Origin of the sequence: Plantibacter sp. LMC-P-059a (assembly GCF_030209505.1) — a bacterium.
Taxonomy (GTDB): domain Bacteria; phylum Actinomycetota; class Actinomycetes; order Actinomycetales; family Microbacteriaceae; genus Plantibacter.
Window position 1 is genome coordinate 257,606 of the sequence record NZ_JARVRZ010000003.1, and the last position, 14,802, is coordinate 272,407.

The window sequence follows — 14,802 nt, forward strand, 5'->3', positions numbered from 1 at the left end:
GGGGCTCAGGGACCGGGACGGCGGCTCAGGGACCGGGGCGGCTGCTCAGGACCGGGACGGCGTCAGAGACGGGGGACCGAGGCGAGCAGCTGCGTCGTGTAGGGGTGCGAGGGCCGACTGAGGACTCGTGACACGGGACCCTCCTCGACGATCGCCCCGTCGCGCATGACGACCACCCGGTCGCAGAGATGCTGCACCACGCCGATGTCGTGCGAGACGAGCACGATCGCCAGGCCGAGCTCCTGGCGGAGCCCGCCGAGCAGATCGAGGATCTGCGCGCGGACGGTGACGTCGAGCGCACTCAGCGGTTCGTCGCCGACGAGCAGCCGCGGGCGGTGCACGATGGCGCGGGAGAGGGCGATGCGTTGCCGTTGCCCACCCGAGAACTCGTGGGGGAAGCGGTCGGCGGCGTCCGCATCGAGCCCGACCAGGCGCAGCACCTCGCCGACCCGGGAACGGTGATCGCCGTCGATCCCGAGCGCCTCGAGCGGTTCGGCGACGATCCGGCCCACCCGCATCCGCGGATCGAGGGAGGCGTAGGGGTCCTGGAACACCACACCGGTCTGCCGCCGGAACCAGTGCAGGCTGCGGGCGCTCGCCGTGGCGCTCACCGGGCGTCCGTCGAACTCGACCGAGCCAGAGGTCGGGGTGTCGAGCGCGAGGAGGAGCCGGACGAGCGTCGACTTCCCCGACCCGGACTCACCGATGATCCCGACCGCCTCCCCGGGAGCGACGACGAGGTCGCTCGGGTGGAGCGCGACCGTGCGGCTGGGGCGCTGGAAGAGGGATTCCCGCGGGTTCGTGTACACCCGGCCGACACCCTGGGCGCGCAGCAGCGGCTCAGTCATCGTCCTCGCCCTTCCAGCTCATCGTCTTCGCGGCCGCCAGGAGTCGCTGCGTCACGGGCGATTCCGGAGCAGACAGCAGGCGCGCGACGGGTCCTGCCTCGACGACCTTCCCCTGCGCGAGCACCACGGCCTCACTCGCGATCCGGGACAGGACGGCGAGGTCGTGCGTGATGAAGACGAGTGACGCACCCGTCTCGCTCACGAGGCGCTCGAAGAGGCCGAGGATCTCCGACTGGATCGTGACGTCGAGCGCCGTGGTCGGTTCGTCCGCGATGAGCAGCGACGGACCGCAGGCGAGGGCGATGGCCGCTGCGACCCGCTGCCGTTGCCCGCCGGAGAGCTGATGCGGGTAACGGCGGACGATGCGCTCGGGCTCGGGCAGTCGCACCCGTGCGGCGAGGTCGACGGCTCGGGCGAGCGCCTCCCGTTTCGACACGCCCTCGTGGATGCGGAGTGGTTCGCCGATCTGCCGTCCGATCGTCCGGATCGGATTGAGCGCCGTCCGCGGCTCCTGGAACACGATGCCGATCTCCCGGCCGCGGATCCTCGCGAGCTCGCGGTCGTCGCGGCCGACGAGTTCCTCGCCCTGCCACCGGATGCTGCCGCTCACCGTCGCGCCGTCGGGGAGCAGGCCGAGGATCGCGAGCGCGGTCAACGACTTCCCCGACCCGGACTCGCCGATGATGCCGAAGCGGGCACCGTCCGGCACGCTGAACCCGACCCCGTCGACGACGCGGCGGCCACCGAGCGTGATGACGAGGTCCTCGACGTCGAGACTCATGCGGTCACCCCCTGCGGTGAGGTGGGCGTCGAAGCCGGCCCACGCCGGCCGAGGGTCGGATCGGTCGCGTCGCGCAGGGCGTCGCCCAGGAGGTTGAGACCGAGGACGGTGATCGTGATGGCGAGCCCCGGCCACAGCACGGACAGGGGGTGCACCGCGAGGTAGGTCTGCAGCTCGCTGAGCATGCGCCCCCAGGACGGGACGCTGGAGGGCGCACCGTACCCGAGGTAGGAGAGGCCCGCCTCGGCCAGGACCGCGACCGCCATCGACCAGGACAACTGCACGATGAACACCGGCGCGACGTTCGGGAGGAGGTGGCGGGTGAGGTTCCGGAACGGGCCGAGTCCTGCGGCCTTCCCCGCGAGCACGTACTCGCTGTTCGAGACGCGGCGGATCTCGGGGCGGGTGACCCGGGCGATGTTCACCCCGAAGCTGATGCCGACGGCCCAGACGACGACCCACAGTGAGCCGCCGAACACGGAGGCGATCATCATGGCGATGAGCAGCGTCGGGAACGCGATGAGGATGTCGATGAGGACGGCCACGGTCTCCCGCACCCACCGCCGTGTCAACGAGCCGAGAGCGGCGAGCGCGACCCCGATGACGGTCGACACCACGGCGGAACCGATCGCCACGGCCACGGTGACGCGGGCACCGACGAGGAGCAGGCTGAAGATGTCCCGCCCGACCTCGTCCGTCCCGAGGAGATGGGTGGGCGACGGGGACAGCCATTTCGAGAACGGGTCGGTGAGCTGGGGGTCGTGCGGCGTCCAGAGGAAGGAGACGCCGGCGCTCACGAGGAGCAGGGCGACGACCGCGAGACCGAACAGGCCGGCCGGGCTGCCCAGGAGGGCGCGGAGTCCGCTCGCACCGGCGCGACGCGACCGCTCGGCCTGACGGGCGGTCATGCGGCCCGCTCCCGTTCCCGGAGCCGCGGGTCGGCCAGCCGATGGACGACGTCCACGACGGCGCCGATCACGAGGACCACGCCCGTGAGTACGAGGAGCTCACCCTGGACCTTCACGAGGTCGCGGTTGCCGACGTCCGCGACGAGCATGCGGCCGATCCCCGGCAGGGTGAAGAGCTGTTCGATGATGACGCTCCCGACGATGAGACCGGCGATCTGGAGCCCGAGCACGGTGACGACCGAGAGGGCGACGTTCGGCAGCCCGTGGCGGACGAGCGCCTGCGAGCGGGTCAGCCCCTTCGCCGCCGCCGTCCGGACGTAGTCCTGGCCGATGGCGTCGAGCGCGGCGGACCGGACGAAGCGCAGCAGGACGGCGCCCTCGACGGCGCCGATGGTGAGGGCGGGGAGGAGGAGGGAACGGATGGCCGCCAGCGGGTCGTTCCAGCCGGCACGGGGGAAGCCCTGCGCGGGCAACCAACCGAGGACGACCGCGAACAGGAGCACGAGCATCATGCCGGCCCAGACGACCGGCACGGCGGCTAGCCCCTGGGAGGCGAAGGAGATGATCGTGCCGGTCGCGCGCGTGCGTCGCACCGCCGCCAGCACGCCGAGCGGCACACTGAACGCGAGGGCGATGACGAGGGCCATGAGTCCGAGCGGCACCGTGACCTGCGCCTTCTCGGCGAGCTCACTCGCGACGGGGGTGCCCGTGACGAGGGAGTTCCCGAGGTCGCCGCGGAGCAGACCGCCGATCCAGTCCAGGTATTGGAGGAGCACGGGCTGCCCGAGTCCCAACCGGTCGCGGATCGCGGCGACCGCCTCGGGGGTCGCATCGGTCCCGGCGATGACCTGGGCGACGTCGCCCGGGAGCACCCTGATGGTGAAGAAGATCAGGGCGCTGGCGGCGAGGAGCCCGACGAGGAGGAGCACGAGCCTCGTCAGGAGGAACCGGGTCACCCGGTCACGGCGACCTTCGCCAGGTTGATGCGCGAGTTGACCGAGTCCACGGGGAAGCCGGTCACGCCGTCGCGCACCACCGTGAGGGTGATCGCGGTGTAGAGCCAGTCGGCGGCGTTGTCCTTGGACACGAGGTACGCCGCCTCCTTGAGCTTCTGGGCTGCGACGGCCGGATCGGTCGCCGCTACGGATTCAGCATAGAGCGACTGGACCTGCGCGTTGTCGTAGCCGAAGTAGTAGTTCGGGTTCGCCCAGTTCTGGAAGTCGCGTGCCTCGACGTGGTTCACGTAGCTGAGGTCGTAGTCCTTGTTCGTGTAGACGTCGTTCAGCCAGGTGGGGAACTCGACGCTGTTCACCGTGAGGGTGACGCCGATGGCCTTGAACTCGGAGACGAGGACGTTGGCGACGGAGGTGCCGTAGAAGCTCGGGATCGTGAGCGTCAGCGACAGGTTCTCCTGGCCGGCCTGGGCGAGGAGCGCCTTCGCCTGCTCGGGGTCGTAGTCAACGAGCTCCTTGAGGTTCTCGTACCCGGGGTCGAGCTCCGGGATCGGCCCGTACTGTTCGACGGCGGCGCCGCCGACGGCTTCGACGATGGCCGCGTGGTCGATGGCCGTGCGGAGGGCCTGGCGGACCAGGGGGTCGTTGAGCGGTGCGCGCTGGTTGTTGAAGGCGAGGGTGTACTTGTCGGTCGTCTTGCCCTCGGTGACCGTGAACCCCTCGGCGCGGGTGATCTGGTCCTTGAGGTTCGCGTCGAGCGCGGTCTGCACGTCGAGCTCGCCGGCGAGGGTCGCGTTCACGGCGGAGGCGGCGTCGGGGATGTAGCTGAAGACGACCTCCTTGACCTTGGGGGCGTCACCCCAGTAGTCGTCGTACCGCTCGAAGGTGATGCTGTCACCCTGCTTCCAGGTCTTCAGGGTGAACGGGCCGGTGCCGTTCGCGGTGGTCGACAGGTCGTTGTCGGCACCGGACTGGAGGACGAGTCCTGCACGACCGGTCAGGGTCCAGAGCAGGTTGGAGTCGGGGGAGGTGAGCTGCAGCTGCACGGTCGTGTCGTCGACGGCGGTGACCGTGGCGAGCTTCTGCAGCGCCACGTTGTCGACGAAGGACGGGTCCTGCTGCACCTGGGTGATGGAGTTCACGACGTCGGCCGCGGTCATCGTCGCGCCATCGTGGAAGGTCACGCCGTCGCGCAGGACGAAGGTGTAGGTGAGGCCGTCGGGACTGATCTCGTGGCTCTTCGCGAGCGTGTCGACGATCTGGTTGTCCTCGGTGCGCGAGACGAGCCCCTGGTAGACGTTGTCGATGAGGATCTGGTCGAGCGCGGCGCCCGAGGTGGTGCGGATGTTGAGGTCCGAGGGCTCGAGGACGAGCCCGACCCGCAGGCTGGCGTCGGCGTCGGGCGTCGGTGTGGCGGCGGGGCCGGCGCAACCGGTGAGGACGAGCGCGGCGCCGGTGACCGCGATCGCGGCGGTGAGGAGCTGACGACGCAGCTGACGATGACGCATGGTGGTCCTTTCGGGGGATGCAGGGTGGCAGGCATCTGAGACGCACAACCGGTTCCGGGCAGCGGGGATTCCCGCGTCGGCCGGACGGATAGTGGACCGCGTCCGGAAAAGCCGCTTCGCTGGGGCTCCAGCGAGCGTACCCGGGTCAGTGAGGGGGTGCCAGCCAGGTGGTCGACGGGCGTCACAGAGTGATCGGATCGTGATGTCCTCCGCCGGCTCGGAATCCGCCTCGGACGGGACGGAAGTGAGCTTAGGCATGCCTATACTGATCGCGTGAGCTATTTCGAGGATCCGGCGGAATTCGCCGTCGCCGACGCGCGGCACGTGCTGCTGGCGGGCGACGAGTCGTCCATCGGAGAGCTGTCCGAAGTGCTCGCCCTCCTGCCGATCTGCGCCCGTGGCCAGGTGTTCGTCGAGGTCGACGACGCCGCCTCCATCGCCACCCTCCAGTCACCCGGCCGCGTCGTCGTGACCTGGCTCGTCCGCGCGGTCCGTTCCGGTGAGCCGGGAACCGGTGCGAGCTGCGCCCGTGGCCAGGCGGCTGCGCGCGCCACCCGGGCCTGGGCGAGCGAGATGCTCGACGTCGAGGGCCACGAGTCGGCCGAATACCACGTGTGGATCGGCGGCGAGACGGAGCACCTCACGGGTCTCCGCAACGACCTCCGCATGACCCTGGCCGGCATGGACGCACGCCTGCGTCGCCGCTCGGAGGAGCGCGCCTCGCACTGACCGGCTCCGCCGCGACGACGCGGGGCTCAGCGACGCTTCGGCAGGTATCCGCCGGCCTCGAGGCCGGCTTCGATCTCGAACCGGTTCCGCAACGGGTCACGCCCGGCGATGCCGTACATGAGCGGGAAGAGCATGCCGTAGCGCTGCCACTGACGCTTGTGCACCGCCTCGTGCTCCAGGACGCGCGTCGACACGTTCCGGTCCGTGAGATACACCCCGCCGACGCAGGATCCGCCGCGCCCGAAGGTCCACGAGGGCATGCCGCGGAAGACGATCATCCCGCCTCGTCGTTCCACGGGACCGGTGCTCCAGATCGCGCCCCACACGAGGCCCGTGAGCGTGGCGTACCAGTACCCGATGCGGCTCACGGGCGAGTCGAGCCACGGTCCTCCGGACCGCCTGCTCCGCGGCGTGTCTCCCGGCCGATCGGTCATGCACCGCTCCGGTAGGTCTCGAGGAGCCGCAACCAGATCTCGCTCATCGTCGGGTAGGACGGCACGGCGTGCCAGAGCCGGTGCAACGGCACCTCGCCCACGACGGCGATGGTCGCCGCATGGACGAGTTCGGCCACGTCCTGGCCCACGAAGGTCATCCCCACGATCACGCCGCGCTCCTCGTCGACGACCATCCTCGCCTGCCCGGTGTAGCCGTCGGCGTGGAGGCTCGAGCCTGCGATGCCACCGAGGTCGTAGTCGACGACCCGGTGGTCGATCCCCGCCTGCTCGGCCTGCTTGGCCGTCAGCCCGACGGCGGCGACCTCGGGCTCGGAGAAGACGACCTGCGGCACGGCGCGGTGGTCGGCGGTCGCCGCGTGGTCGCTCCACGGGCTGGTGTCGACGTCCTCGCCGTTCGCCCGCGCGGCGATGACCGCACCGGCTGCGCGTGCCTGGTACTTGCCCTGGTGCGTCAGGAGCGCCCGGTGGTTCACGTCGCCGACGGCGTACAGCCAGTCGCTGCCCGGCACCCGGAGCTGGTCGTCGACGTCGATCCATGCGCCGGGTTCCAGCCCCACGGTCTCGAGTCCGAGATCGTCCGTCCGCGGCGTCCGGCCGGTGGCGACGACGAGTTCGTCGGCGGTCACGGCATCGTGGTCGTCGAAGTCGAGCGTCACGGCACCGCCGTCGGCCCGCGACACGGCGGTGGGGGAGGCGTGCACGATCGTCACCCCGAGCTCACGGAGGGACGATTCGACGAGCTCCCCGGCGAAGGGTTCGTTTGCGCCGAGCAGACCGCTGCGGGCGACGAGCGTGACGTCGACCCCCAGCGAGCGGTAGGCGGTCGCGAGTTCGACGGCCACGACCCCGCCCCCGAGGAACGCGACGGAGCTCGGCAGGGCCTGCACGCTGGTCGCCTCACGGCTCGTCCAGGGGCGCACCTCGGCCAGTCCCGCGATGTCGGGGAGGAGGGCGGCGGATCCGGTGCAGACGGCGACGGCGTGGGTCGCCGAGAGGACGGTCGTCGTGCCGTCGGCGGCCGTCACGGTGACCTCGCGCTCACCGGTGAGGCGGCCGTGCCCGCGGACCAGCTCGATGCCGGCCCCCTCGAGCCACTCGACCTGACCCGCGTCCGACCAGTCGCTCGTGAACGAGTCGCGGCGTGCGAGGACCTTGAGCGGGTCGAGTGCGGTGTCCTCGGGGATGGACCCACCGGTGCGCTTCGCGGCTCGGAGTGCCGCCCCCGAGCGGATGAGTGCCTTCGAGGGCATACAAGCCCAGTAGGAGCACTCACCCCCGACCAGTTCGCTCTCGACGACGACCACGCTGAGCCCGCCGCGGTGGGCGTAGTCGGCGACGTTCTCGCCGACGGGTCCGGCTCCGATGACGACGAGATCGACGGTACGGCTCATGGGGTGACTCCTGTCGGGTTGGTGCGGTTCGGGTTCGGGTCGCGGCTGACCGCGCCGATGATGCGGAGGATGGTGCCGAGGTCGTCGGACGCGGCCTCCGGGGTGGCCGGGGAGAAGCCGGTGACGCCGGCGCCGGCGAAGCCGAAGCGGGCGCGGAGGGCGGTGATGCACTCCATCAGGGTGCCGAGCTCCAGGCCGAACGGGACGGCCGAGCTGACGCCGGCGATGACGGAGGGGTCGAGGACGTCGACGTCCACGTGGAGGTAGACCCGTTCGGCGCCGGTCGCCTCGACGGCCGCGACGACCTCGGCCGCGCTCGTCATCACCGAGGAGACCATCGGGATGCCGCGCTCCTCGATGTGCGCGAGCTCACCGTCGTCGAGATCCCGCACGCCGACGAGGACCAGCCGCTCGGGGTCGAGCGGTGCCTCGGGCAACAGCATCGCCGCGCCTTCGCCGGTGAGCGCCCGCGTCACCATGCCGCTGAACGCGCCGGAGGGTGAGCTGAGCGGGGTGTTGAGGTCGCCGTGCGCATCGAACCAGACCACCGCGATCCCGGGGTCGCGCCGGAGGGCTTCGCCGACGGAGGCGAGTTCGACGCCGCAGTCCCCGCCGATGGTGATGACCGGCTCGTCGATCCCCGCGAGCGCCTGCCGCTGGAGGCCGACGGTCGTCGCCAGCGAACTGGCCCGCCGGATGCCGGTGTCGAGGGCCTCTCCCGCCTCGGCGGGGACATGGACGAGGGTGGTCGCCGCGACCGGCAGGTCTCCGCGGATCGCTTCGGCTCCATCGATCAACTGCATGGCCCTGGACGAACCGGAGCCCTGCCACTGGGGTACGACGACGAACTGCGTCATGCGGTGCCTTCCTGGGGGTGGTGCGACGGTGCGTGGGGCGATGGCGACGGGCCCCGGGTGGCCCCGGGGACCCGTCGGGTCGTCGTTACCGACCGGCGTTCGGCGTGAACTCGGGGCCCGAGGACTCGATCGCGGGTGACGACGGAGCGCCGCTCTTCAGTGCGGCCAAGCGGGCTTCGACCTCGGTCAGCTCGCCCAGGTCCTCGAGGTCGTTGAACTGCGCGTCGAGGCTCGAGGCGGCGAGCTCCTGCTGCCCGAGCACCTTCGCCTCCTCGCGACGGATCTTGTCCTCGTAGCGGCTCAGGTCGCTCGTCGGGTCCATGATGTCGATGCTGCCGACCGCATCCGCGACCTTGCGCTGCGCCTCGGCGGTCTTCGCGCGGGCGACGAGCTCGCTGCGCTTCGTCTTCAGCTGCTCGAGCTTCGACTTCATGCCGTTGAGGCCGTTCTTGAGCTGCTCCACGACCTTCGTCTGCGACGCGAGCTGCGGCTCGGCCTGCTTGGCCTCGTTCTCCGCGCCGATCTGACGCTGGAGGGCGATCTTCGCGAGGTTGTCGAACTTGTCCGCGTCGGCGCTGTTGCCGGCCTGGCGGTACTCGTCGGCCTTGCGGCTCGCGGCCAGCGCCTTCGTGCCCCACTCCGAGGCCGCTTCGACGTCCTGCTGGTGGTCCTGCTCGAGGAGGCGGAGGTTGCCGATGGTCTCGGCGATCGCGCTCTCGGCGTCGGCGATGGAGTTCGTATAATCACGGACCATCTGGTCGAGCATCTTCTGCGGGTCCTCGGCGGAGTCGAGCAGCGCGTTGATGTTGGCCTTGGTCAGCTGGGCGATGCGTCCGAAGATGGACTGCTTCTCTGCCATGGTGTGGTTCCTCTCTCTGGTCCTGCTGGATCGGTTGGGTTCGTCTCGGACACTGGGGTCTGACGGCGGCGCGGGCTCAGAATCGGCCGCCGCCGCGCCTCGAGCGGGTGCCACCGCCGCCGAAGCTGCCGGCGCTGCGTGAGCGACCGCCGCCGCCGCCGAACATGCCGCCGCCACTCCGGGACCGGCTGCCGCCACCACCGCCGCCGAACATGCCGCCGCCGGAGTGCGAACCGCCGCCTCCGCCCCCGCCGAGGACGGAGTTGATGAGGATGCCGCCGAGGACGGCGCCGAGCATGCCGTTGCCGCCGCCCTGACCGCCGCCGCCGAACATCCCGTCGAGGCCGCCGGCCGACTGGTTCTGGAACTGTCCGACGTCGGCCTGGGCGAGCTGCACGGCTTGGCCGGCGAGCGAGGTGGCGCGCTGGGCGAGCGAGAGCGCCTGCGTCGGGTCGTTCGGGGCGAGGCCTTGCGCCTGCACGAGGGTGCGGCCGGCCTCGGCGAGACGGGTCCTCGCCTCCGGCCCGACGGCGCCGCGTCGCGACACGACGAAGTCCTCCGCGGCGGACACCTGTGCCTGCGCGGTCTGGAGCGTCTGGCCGAGTGCGGCGACCGCGCGCTGCAGCTGCTCCGCGGCGGTGCGGACCTCCTGCAGGGCACCGTCGATCTGGGCGTTCGCCGCGTCCAGCCGGGCGAGCAGGGCGATCGGGTTGTTCGCGGCGCCGAGCGCGGTGCGCACCTGGGCGACCGTGGCCGACGTGCTCGCGACGGCCGCCGCGAGGCCTCCGGTCGGATCCGCCTGGCCTGCCGCGGCGGCGACGTCGCCGTCGAGCTCGGCGATCCGGGCGGCCACCTGCTGTTCCGCGGCCGTCAGATCCGCCTGCAGGCGCTTGACGGCACCGGTCAGTTGCGTGCTCTGGTCGAGTGCCTCCTCCGCTGCGCGGATGCCGACGGCCGCCTCGCCCGAATCGCCGGCGGCGAGCCTGGCCGAGGCGTCGGCGACGGCCGCCGTGGCGAAGGTGAGGCGCTCCGCCGCCTCCGACGGGTTGTCGAGGACCGTGATGAGCGCGTCGGGGGTGTACCTCGCCTGCAGGGCGGTCACCGTCTCCCGAGCCGTCTGCACCGCTGGCTCCGCGGCTGCCGTCCTCGCTCGGAGCTCCTCGACGGCCGCCGGCGCGTTCCGCTCGAGGGCGCGGAGCTCGTCGAAGGAGGCGGCCTGCTCGTCGAGCACGTGGTTCGCGTGCTCACAGCGCCGGATGATCTCGATGTTCCAGTCGCGCTGCTGCTGCTCGGTGTCCGGTTCGGCGTCGTCGAGCCGTTGCCGGAGTGCGAACGCCTGCGTGAGCTGCTCCTTCGCTCCGGCGAGGGCTGCGGTGAACGCCGCCGTGGCCTGCTCGCCGTAGGAGGCGGTCGCGAAGCCGAGCTCCTCCTCGCTCGTGCGGACGGCGTCGTCGGTCTGGACGAGGGCGCTTCCGGCGAGTCGCTCGAGTTCGGGGATCGGGGTGGTCGTCAGCGGATCGACCGGTGCGCCCGCCCGCCCGGCCGGGGCCGGACCCTGGCCGGCCGTGACGCGCCGCCGACGGAGGAAGACGACCAAGAGGACGACGGCCACGACCGCCACGACCACGATCAGCAGGATGGTCAGCCATCCGGCCGAGCCGCCACCGTCGGTCCCGGAGGAGCCGGTGGACCCGCCGCCCACTGCGGATCCGAGGCCCTGGGCGGCCGCGACGCCGGCGCCGGCCCAGTCCTCGTCACGCAGCTGCGGCAGGATGAGCTGCTGCTCGATCTCGGTGAGCTGGTCGCCGCTGACCGGACCGCTGGAGTCGCCGGAGAGGTAGTAGGCGCGCCCCTCCGTCGCGACGGCCAGGAGGTACTGGTTCGGTCCGAGGTTGTTGTCCTCAGCCGTCCTGTTCGCCCATCCCTCAGCGTCGCTCGGATCCGTGAAGGTCGGGACGTACACGACCCAGAGGTCGACACCGTGCTCCGAGGAGAGGTCGTCGACCGCCGCCGTGATCTCGGAGACCTGGGCGGCGTTCAGGACGCCGGCGCTGTCCGAGACGCGTCCGGCTCCGAGGTCCACGGGGCTCTCCGCCCAGGCTGCTGTCGCTCCCGCGCCGAGGAGCACGGCCAGGCAGAACGCCCAGATCGATACCGCCCAGCGAACCCGCATCGGCCACCTCGTCACTCGTTCGGACCCGTCGAGCCCCACCCCGCGGCTCGGGTCCGAGTCTAGGTCCGGGACCAGCACTTCTCTACCGGCGCCTGTGGGCAGGGGAGCTGGCTGCGAGCTGTGCTATGCGGCGCTGACACCTCGGACGTCGTCACTCTGTTACCGACCGTGACGCCTCCGGTCGCGTCCGCGGATCGGCGCGGCGAGACTGGTGGCGTCCCCGTCGCGGAACCCCTGGAAGGAGCATCATGCAAGGACACGTCTCACCCATGCTGGCGCTCGTCGAGGTCACCAGGTTCCGCGAAGACGACCAGGCGTATCACGAGTACGTGCAGATCCTTCTCGGTCGCACCATCGCGGCGGCCGAACGGGCCGGGTGGCGGGTGACGCGGTGGGCCGCGGAGGACCTCGGCACCGAGGCGCTCCTCGCCGCGACCGACGGTGCCTCGGCCGTCGTCCTCATGGGCGGGGCCGACATCGACCCCATCCATTACGGGGGTGCCGCCGGCTACCGCGCCGAGGGCCAGCACTTCCCGGAGGCGGACCGCGCGCAGCTCGCCGTCGCGCGGCGCGCCGCGGAACGCGGTACGCCGCTCCTCGGCATCTGCCGCGGACACCAGATCATCAACGTCGCCCTCGGCGGCACCCTCGTCCAGGACCTCGGCGCGCACAGCGCCCACCGCAACGACGGCGTCCCGGTCGATCAGAGCATGACGCCCCACGAGGTCGAGCTCGACCCGTCGAGCGCCCTCGCGTTCCGACTGCGTGCCCGGCACCTCCAGGTGCAGAGCGCCCACCACCAGGCAGTCGGCGAACTCGGCGAGGGGCTCCGGGCGGTCGCCTGGTCCTCCGACGGCACGGTCGAGGCGATCGAGCACCACACGCTGCCCATCACGGGCGTGCAGTGGCACCCGGAGGACCCGGGCACCGTCGACGACCAGCTCGAGCTGCTGCTCGGCGGCCTCGCCCGCGAGGCGGAGCGCGCAGCGGCCTGACCGGGCGACAGGCGCCCGACGCCACGCCGGAGCGCTCCTGGCTTGTGCACCGCGCTGTCGTAGCGTTGACAGGTGTTCGAAGACAGGTATGGCCAGGACGTCCTCGCGGGTGACTGGCGGAAGAAGAACCGGGTGGTCGCCCGAGAGGTCGAGGCCGTGACCGATCTCGTCGTCGAGGAGCTCGGCGGCTTCTGCGGTGCGATCACGCGCGTCGAGGCGAAGACGGTGGAGCTCGAGGACTACCGGGGCAAACGTCGCGTGTTCCCCATGGGCGCCGGGTTCCTCCTCGAGGGGGAGCCGGTCGTCCTCGTCGTGCCCAAACGTGCCCCCGCCGGTCGCGCCCGGACGGCGTCCGGGTCCTTCGCCGTGGAGACCACCGCCCGGGTGGCTCGCGCGAGCCGGATCTTCGTCGAGGGACGGCACGACGCGGAACTCGTCGAGCGGGTCTGGGGCGACGACCTCCGCGTCGAGGGCGTCGTCGTGGAGTACCTCGCCGGCGTCGACCACCTCGACGCCGCGCTCGCCGAGTTCCGGCCGGGCCCCGACCGGCGCGTCGGGGTGCTCGTCGACCACCTGGTCCGCGGCTCGAAGGAGCAGCGCATCGCCGATGCGGTCATGGCCGGGCCGAACGGTCGGAACGTCCTGATCGTCGGCCACCCCTACGTCGACGTCTGGCAGGCCGTGAAGCCCGCCAGGGTCGGCTTGCAGGAGTGGCCGACCATCCCGCGGTCGATCGAGTGGAAGAAGGGGATCTGCCAGGCCTTCGGTTGGCCCCACGACACGCAGGCCGACATCGCCCGCGCCTGGAAGCGCATCCTCGGTCAGGTCCGGACGTTCAACGACCTCGAGCCCGAGCTGCTCGGCCGGGTCGAGCAGCTCATCGACTTCGTCACCGTCGACTGAGCCGCCCGCCCGGCCGGTCCGCTAGGACGTGACCTGTGCCAGCGCGTCCTCGAGGACCGAGACCGCGTCGCGCAGCAGCTCGTCGGACATGACCGCGCTCGGGAGCAGCCGGAGCACCGAGTCCCACGACCCGGCGTCGAGGACGAGCACGCCCTGCGCGATCGCCGCGTCGATGATCGTCTGCAGTGCCGTGGGGTGCGGCTGCTTCGTGCCGGGGACGACGAGTTCGACGCCGGCCATCGCGCCGATGATCCGGACCTCGCCGACGATGTCGAACCGATCGGCCCAGTCGCCCATGAGCGACTGCAGCGTGGCCCCCACGCGACGCGCCTCACCCAGCAGGTCCTCCCGTTCGATCACCTCGAAGGTGGCGAGCGCCGCGGCGGTCGACACCGGGTTGCCGCCGAAGGTGCCGCCGATGCCACCGGGCTGCACCGAGTCCATGATCTCGGCTCGACCCGTGACCGCCGAGAGCGGGAAGCCGCCGGCGATGCCCTTGGCGCTCGTGATGAGGTCGGGGACGACGCCGTGGTGCTCGATCGAGTACCAGGCACCCGTCCGACCGATGCCGGCCTGGATCTCGTCGGCGACGAACACGATCCCGTTCTCGGTGCACCACTCGCTGATGCGCGAGAAGTAGCCGGGGGCGGGGATCACGATGCCGCCGTCGCCGAGGACCGGTTCGGCGAAGAACGCGGCGACCTCGCTCGCGCCGATGTGTCGTTCGATGTAGTCGATCGTCACCTCGGCGGCTTCCGGGCCGGTGAGCCCGTCGCGGAAGGGGTAGGACAGCGGGACGCTGTAGATCTCACCGGGGAACGGACCGAAGCCGAGCCGCTCGGGGGCGGGGCGGTAGGTCATCGCCATGGTGAGGTTCGTCCGGCCGTGGAAGGCGTGGTCGAGCGCGACGATCGCGCGGCGGCCCGTGTACTTCTTCGCGATCTTGACGGCGTTCTCCACCGCCTCGGCCCCGGAGTTCAAGAGGATCGAGTGCTTCTCGAAGTCGCCGGGCGTGATCTCGGCGAGCTTCTCCGCCACCCGCAGGTAGTTCTCGTACGGCGTCACCGTGAAGAGCGTGTGCGTGAGCTTCGTGGCCTGTTCGGCGGCGGCCGCGGCGACGTCGGGGTTGGCGTGCCCGATGGTCGTGACCCCGATGCCCGTGCCGAGGTCGATGATGCGGTTGCCGTCGACGTCCACGAGGATGCCGCCGGAGCCGTGGTCCATCCACACCGGGGCGAGGTTGCCCGCGCCGCGCGACACTGCCGTGCGGCGCCGTTCCGTGAGGGCGAGCGATCGGGGACCGGGGATGGCGGTCACGAGCTGACGTTCCTGGGGCACGGAGTATTCGATGGTCATGCAGGCCATGGTAGGCGCGTCTGCGCCGAGCTTCCCCCGGGCGTGCGGTGCGTCGCCGTCGCGCCCGCGACACCTCGCGGTTGACT

The 14,802-nt window shown here is 71.3% G+C and carries 14 protein-coding genes; 3 read left to right on the forward strand and 11 right to left on the reverse strand.

Annotated elements, in window-relative coordinates; all coding sequences use genetic code 11:
* Window positions 1-62: 62 nt before the first annotated feature.
* Genes QRN27_RS08475 through QRN27_RS08495 form a run of 5 tightly spaced genes read right to left on the reverse strand, consistent with a single transcriptional unit; the run spans window position 63 to window position 4,998 of the window.
* Window positions 63-848, reverse strand: a complete 786-nt coding sequence (locus QRN27_RS08475; RefSeq protein WP_285041728.1) for an ABC transporter ATP-binding protein — start codon at window positions 846-848, stop codon at window positions 63-65.
* Window positions 841-1,629 (reverse strand): ATP-binding cassette domain-containing protein, encoded by a 789-nt coding sequence (locus QRN27_RS08480; RefSeq protein WP_056012528.1) that lies wholly within the window; start codon window positions 1,627-1,629, stop codon window positions 841-843. Before QRN27_RS08480 ends, QRN27_RS08475 begins: the two co-directional genes overlap by 8 nt.
* The gene (locus QRN27_RS08485) at window positions 1,626-2,537 is read right to left on the reverse strand and encodes an ABC transporter permease (protein ID WP_285041730.1); all 912 of its coding nucleotides are present in this window, start codon (window positions 2,535-2,537) and stop codon (window positions 1,626-1,628) included. The genes QRN27_RS08480 and QRN27_RS08485 overlap by 4 nt, the downstream gene beginning before the upstream one ends.
* Entirely contained in the window at window positions 2,534-3,493 is a 960-nt protein-coding gene (locus QRN27_RS08490) for an ABC transporter permease (RefSeq protein WP_285041733.1), read from the reverse strand. Before QRN27_RS08490 ends, QRN27_RS08485 begins: the two co-directional genes overlap by 4 nt.
* Complete coding sequence (locus QRN27_RS08495; RefSeq protein ID WP_285041735.1) at window positions 3,490-4,998, reverse strand: ABC transporter substrate-binding protein; 1,509 nt, start codon at window positions 4,996-4,998, stop codon at window positions 3,490-3,492. Before QRN27_RS08495 ends, QRN27_RS08490 begins: the two co-directional genes overlap by 4 nt.
* Window positions 4,999-5,271: 273 nt before the next feature.
* Between QRN27_RS08495 and QRN27_RS08500 the strand changes: the two genes are divergently transcribed.
* Window positions 5,272-5,727: an SIP domain-containing protein gene (locus tag QRN27_RS08500; protein WP_285041737.1), complete on the forward strand. Its 456-nt coding sequence runs from the start codon at window positions 5,272-5,274 to the stop codon at window positions 5,725-5,727.
* A gap of 26 nt (window positions 5,728-5,753) precedes the next feature.
* Here QRN27_RS08500 and QRN27_RS08505 read toward each other — a convergent pair whose 3' ends face one another.
* From QRN27_RS08505 to QRN27_RS08525, 5 genes are all read right to left on the reverse strand, one after another.
* Window positions 5,754-6,161: a Fe-S oxidoreductase gene (locus QRN27_RS08505; RefSeq protein ID WP_285041739.1), complete on the reverse strand. Its 408-nt coding sequence runs from the start codon at window positions 6,159-6,161 to the stop codon at window positions 5,754-5,756.
* Entirely contained in the window at window positions 6,158-7,573 is a 1,416-nt protein-coding gene (locus QRN27_RS08510; protein ID WP_285041741.1) for a dihydrolipoyl dehydrogenase family protein, read from the reverse strand. The genes QRN27_RS08505 and QRN27_RS08510 overlap by 4 nt, the downstream gene beginning before the upstream one ends.
* Window positions 7,570-8,430: an arginase family protein gene (locus QRN27_RS08515; RefSeq protein ID WP_285041743.1), complete on the reverse strand. Its 861-nt coding sequence runs from the start codon at window positions 8,428-8,430 to the stop codon at window positions 7,570-7,572. The genes QRN27_RS08510 and QRN27_RS08515 overlap by 4 nt, the downstream gene beginning before the upstream one ends.
* A gap of 85 nt (window positions 8,431-8,515) precedes the next feature.
* Window positions 8,516-9,289: a PspA/IM30 family protein gene (locus tag QRN27_RS08520; RefSeq protein ID WP_056012508.1), complete on the reverse strand. Its 774-nt coding sequence runs from the start codon at window positions 9,287-9,289 to the stop codon at window positions 8,516-8,518.
* Window positions 9,290-9,365: 76 nt separating this feature from the next.
* Window positions 9,366-11,462 carry a TPM domain-containing protein gene (locus QRN27_RS08525; RefSeq protein ID WP_285041745.1) on the reverse strand — a complete coding sequence of 699 codons (2,097 nt, stop codon included), beginning with the start codon at window positions 11,460-11,462 and terminating at the stop codon, window positions 9,366-9,368.
* A 248-nt stretch (window positions 11,463-11,710) separates the two neighbouring features.
* Here QRN27_RS08525 and QRN27_RS08530 point away from each other — a divergent pair, with 248 nt between their 5' ends.
* Both QRN27_RS08530 and QRN27_RS08535 read left to right on the forward strand, forming a co-directional pair.
* Window positions 11,711-12,457 carry a gamma-glutamyl-gamma-aminobutyrate hydrolase family protein gene (locus QRN27_RS08530; protein ID WP_285041747.1) on the forward strand — a complete coding sequence of 249 codons (747 nt, stop codon included), beginning with the start codon at window positions 11,711-11,713 and terminating at the stop codon, window positions 12,455-12,457.
* 72 nt (window positions 12,458-12,529) lie between these two features.
* Window positions 12,530-13,360 carry a DUF3097 domain-containing protein gene (locus tag QRN27_RS08535; RefSeq protein ID WP_285041749.1) on the forward strand — a complete coding sequence of 277 codons (831 nt, stop codon included), beginning with the start codon at window positions 12,530-12,532 and terminating at the stop codon, window positions 13,358-13,360.
* Window positions 13,361-13,381: 21 nt separating this feature from the next.
* Here the strand turns inward: QRN27_RS08535 and QRN27_RS08540 are convergent, their stop codons facing one another.
* The gene (locus QRN27_RS08540; protein ID WP_285041752.1) at window positions 13,382-14,725 is read right to left on the reverse strand and encodes an aminotransferase class III-fold pyridoxal phosphate-dependent enzyme; all 1,344 of its coding nucleotides are present in this window, start codon (window positions 14,723-14,725) and stop codon (window positions 13,382-13,384) included.
* Window positions 14,726-14,802: the final 77 nt, after the last annotated feature.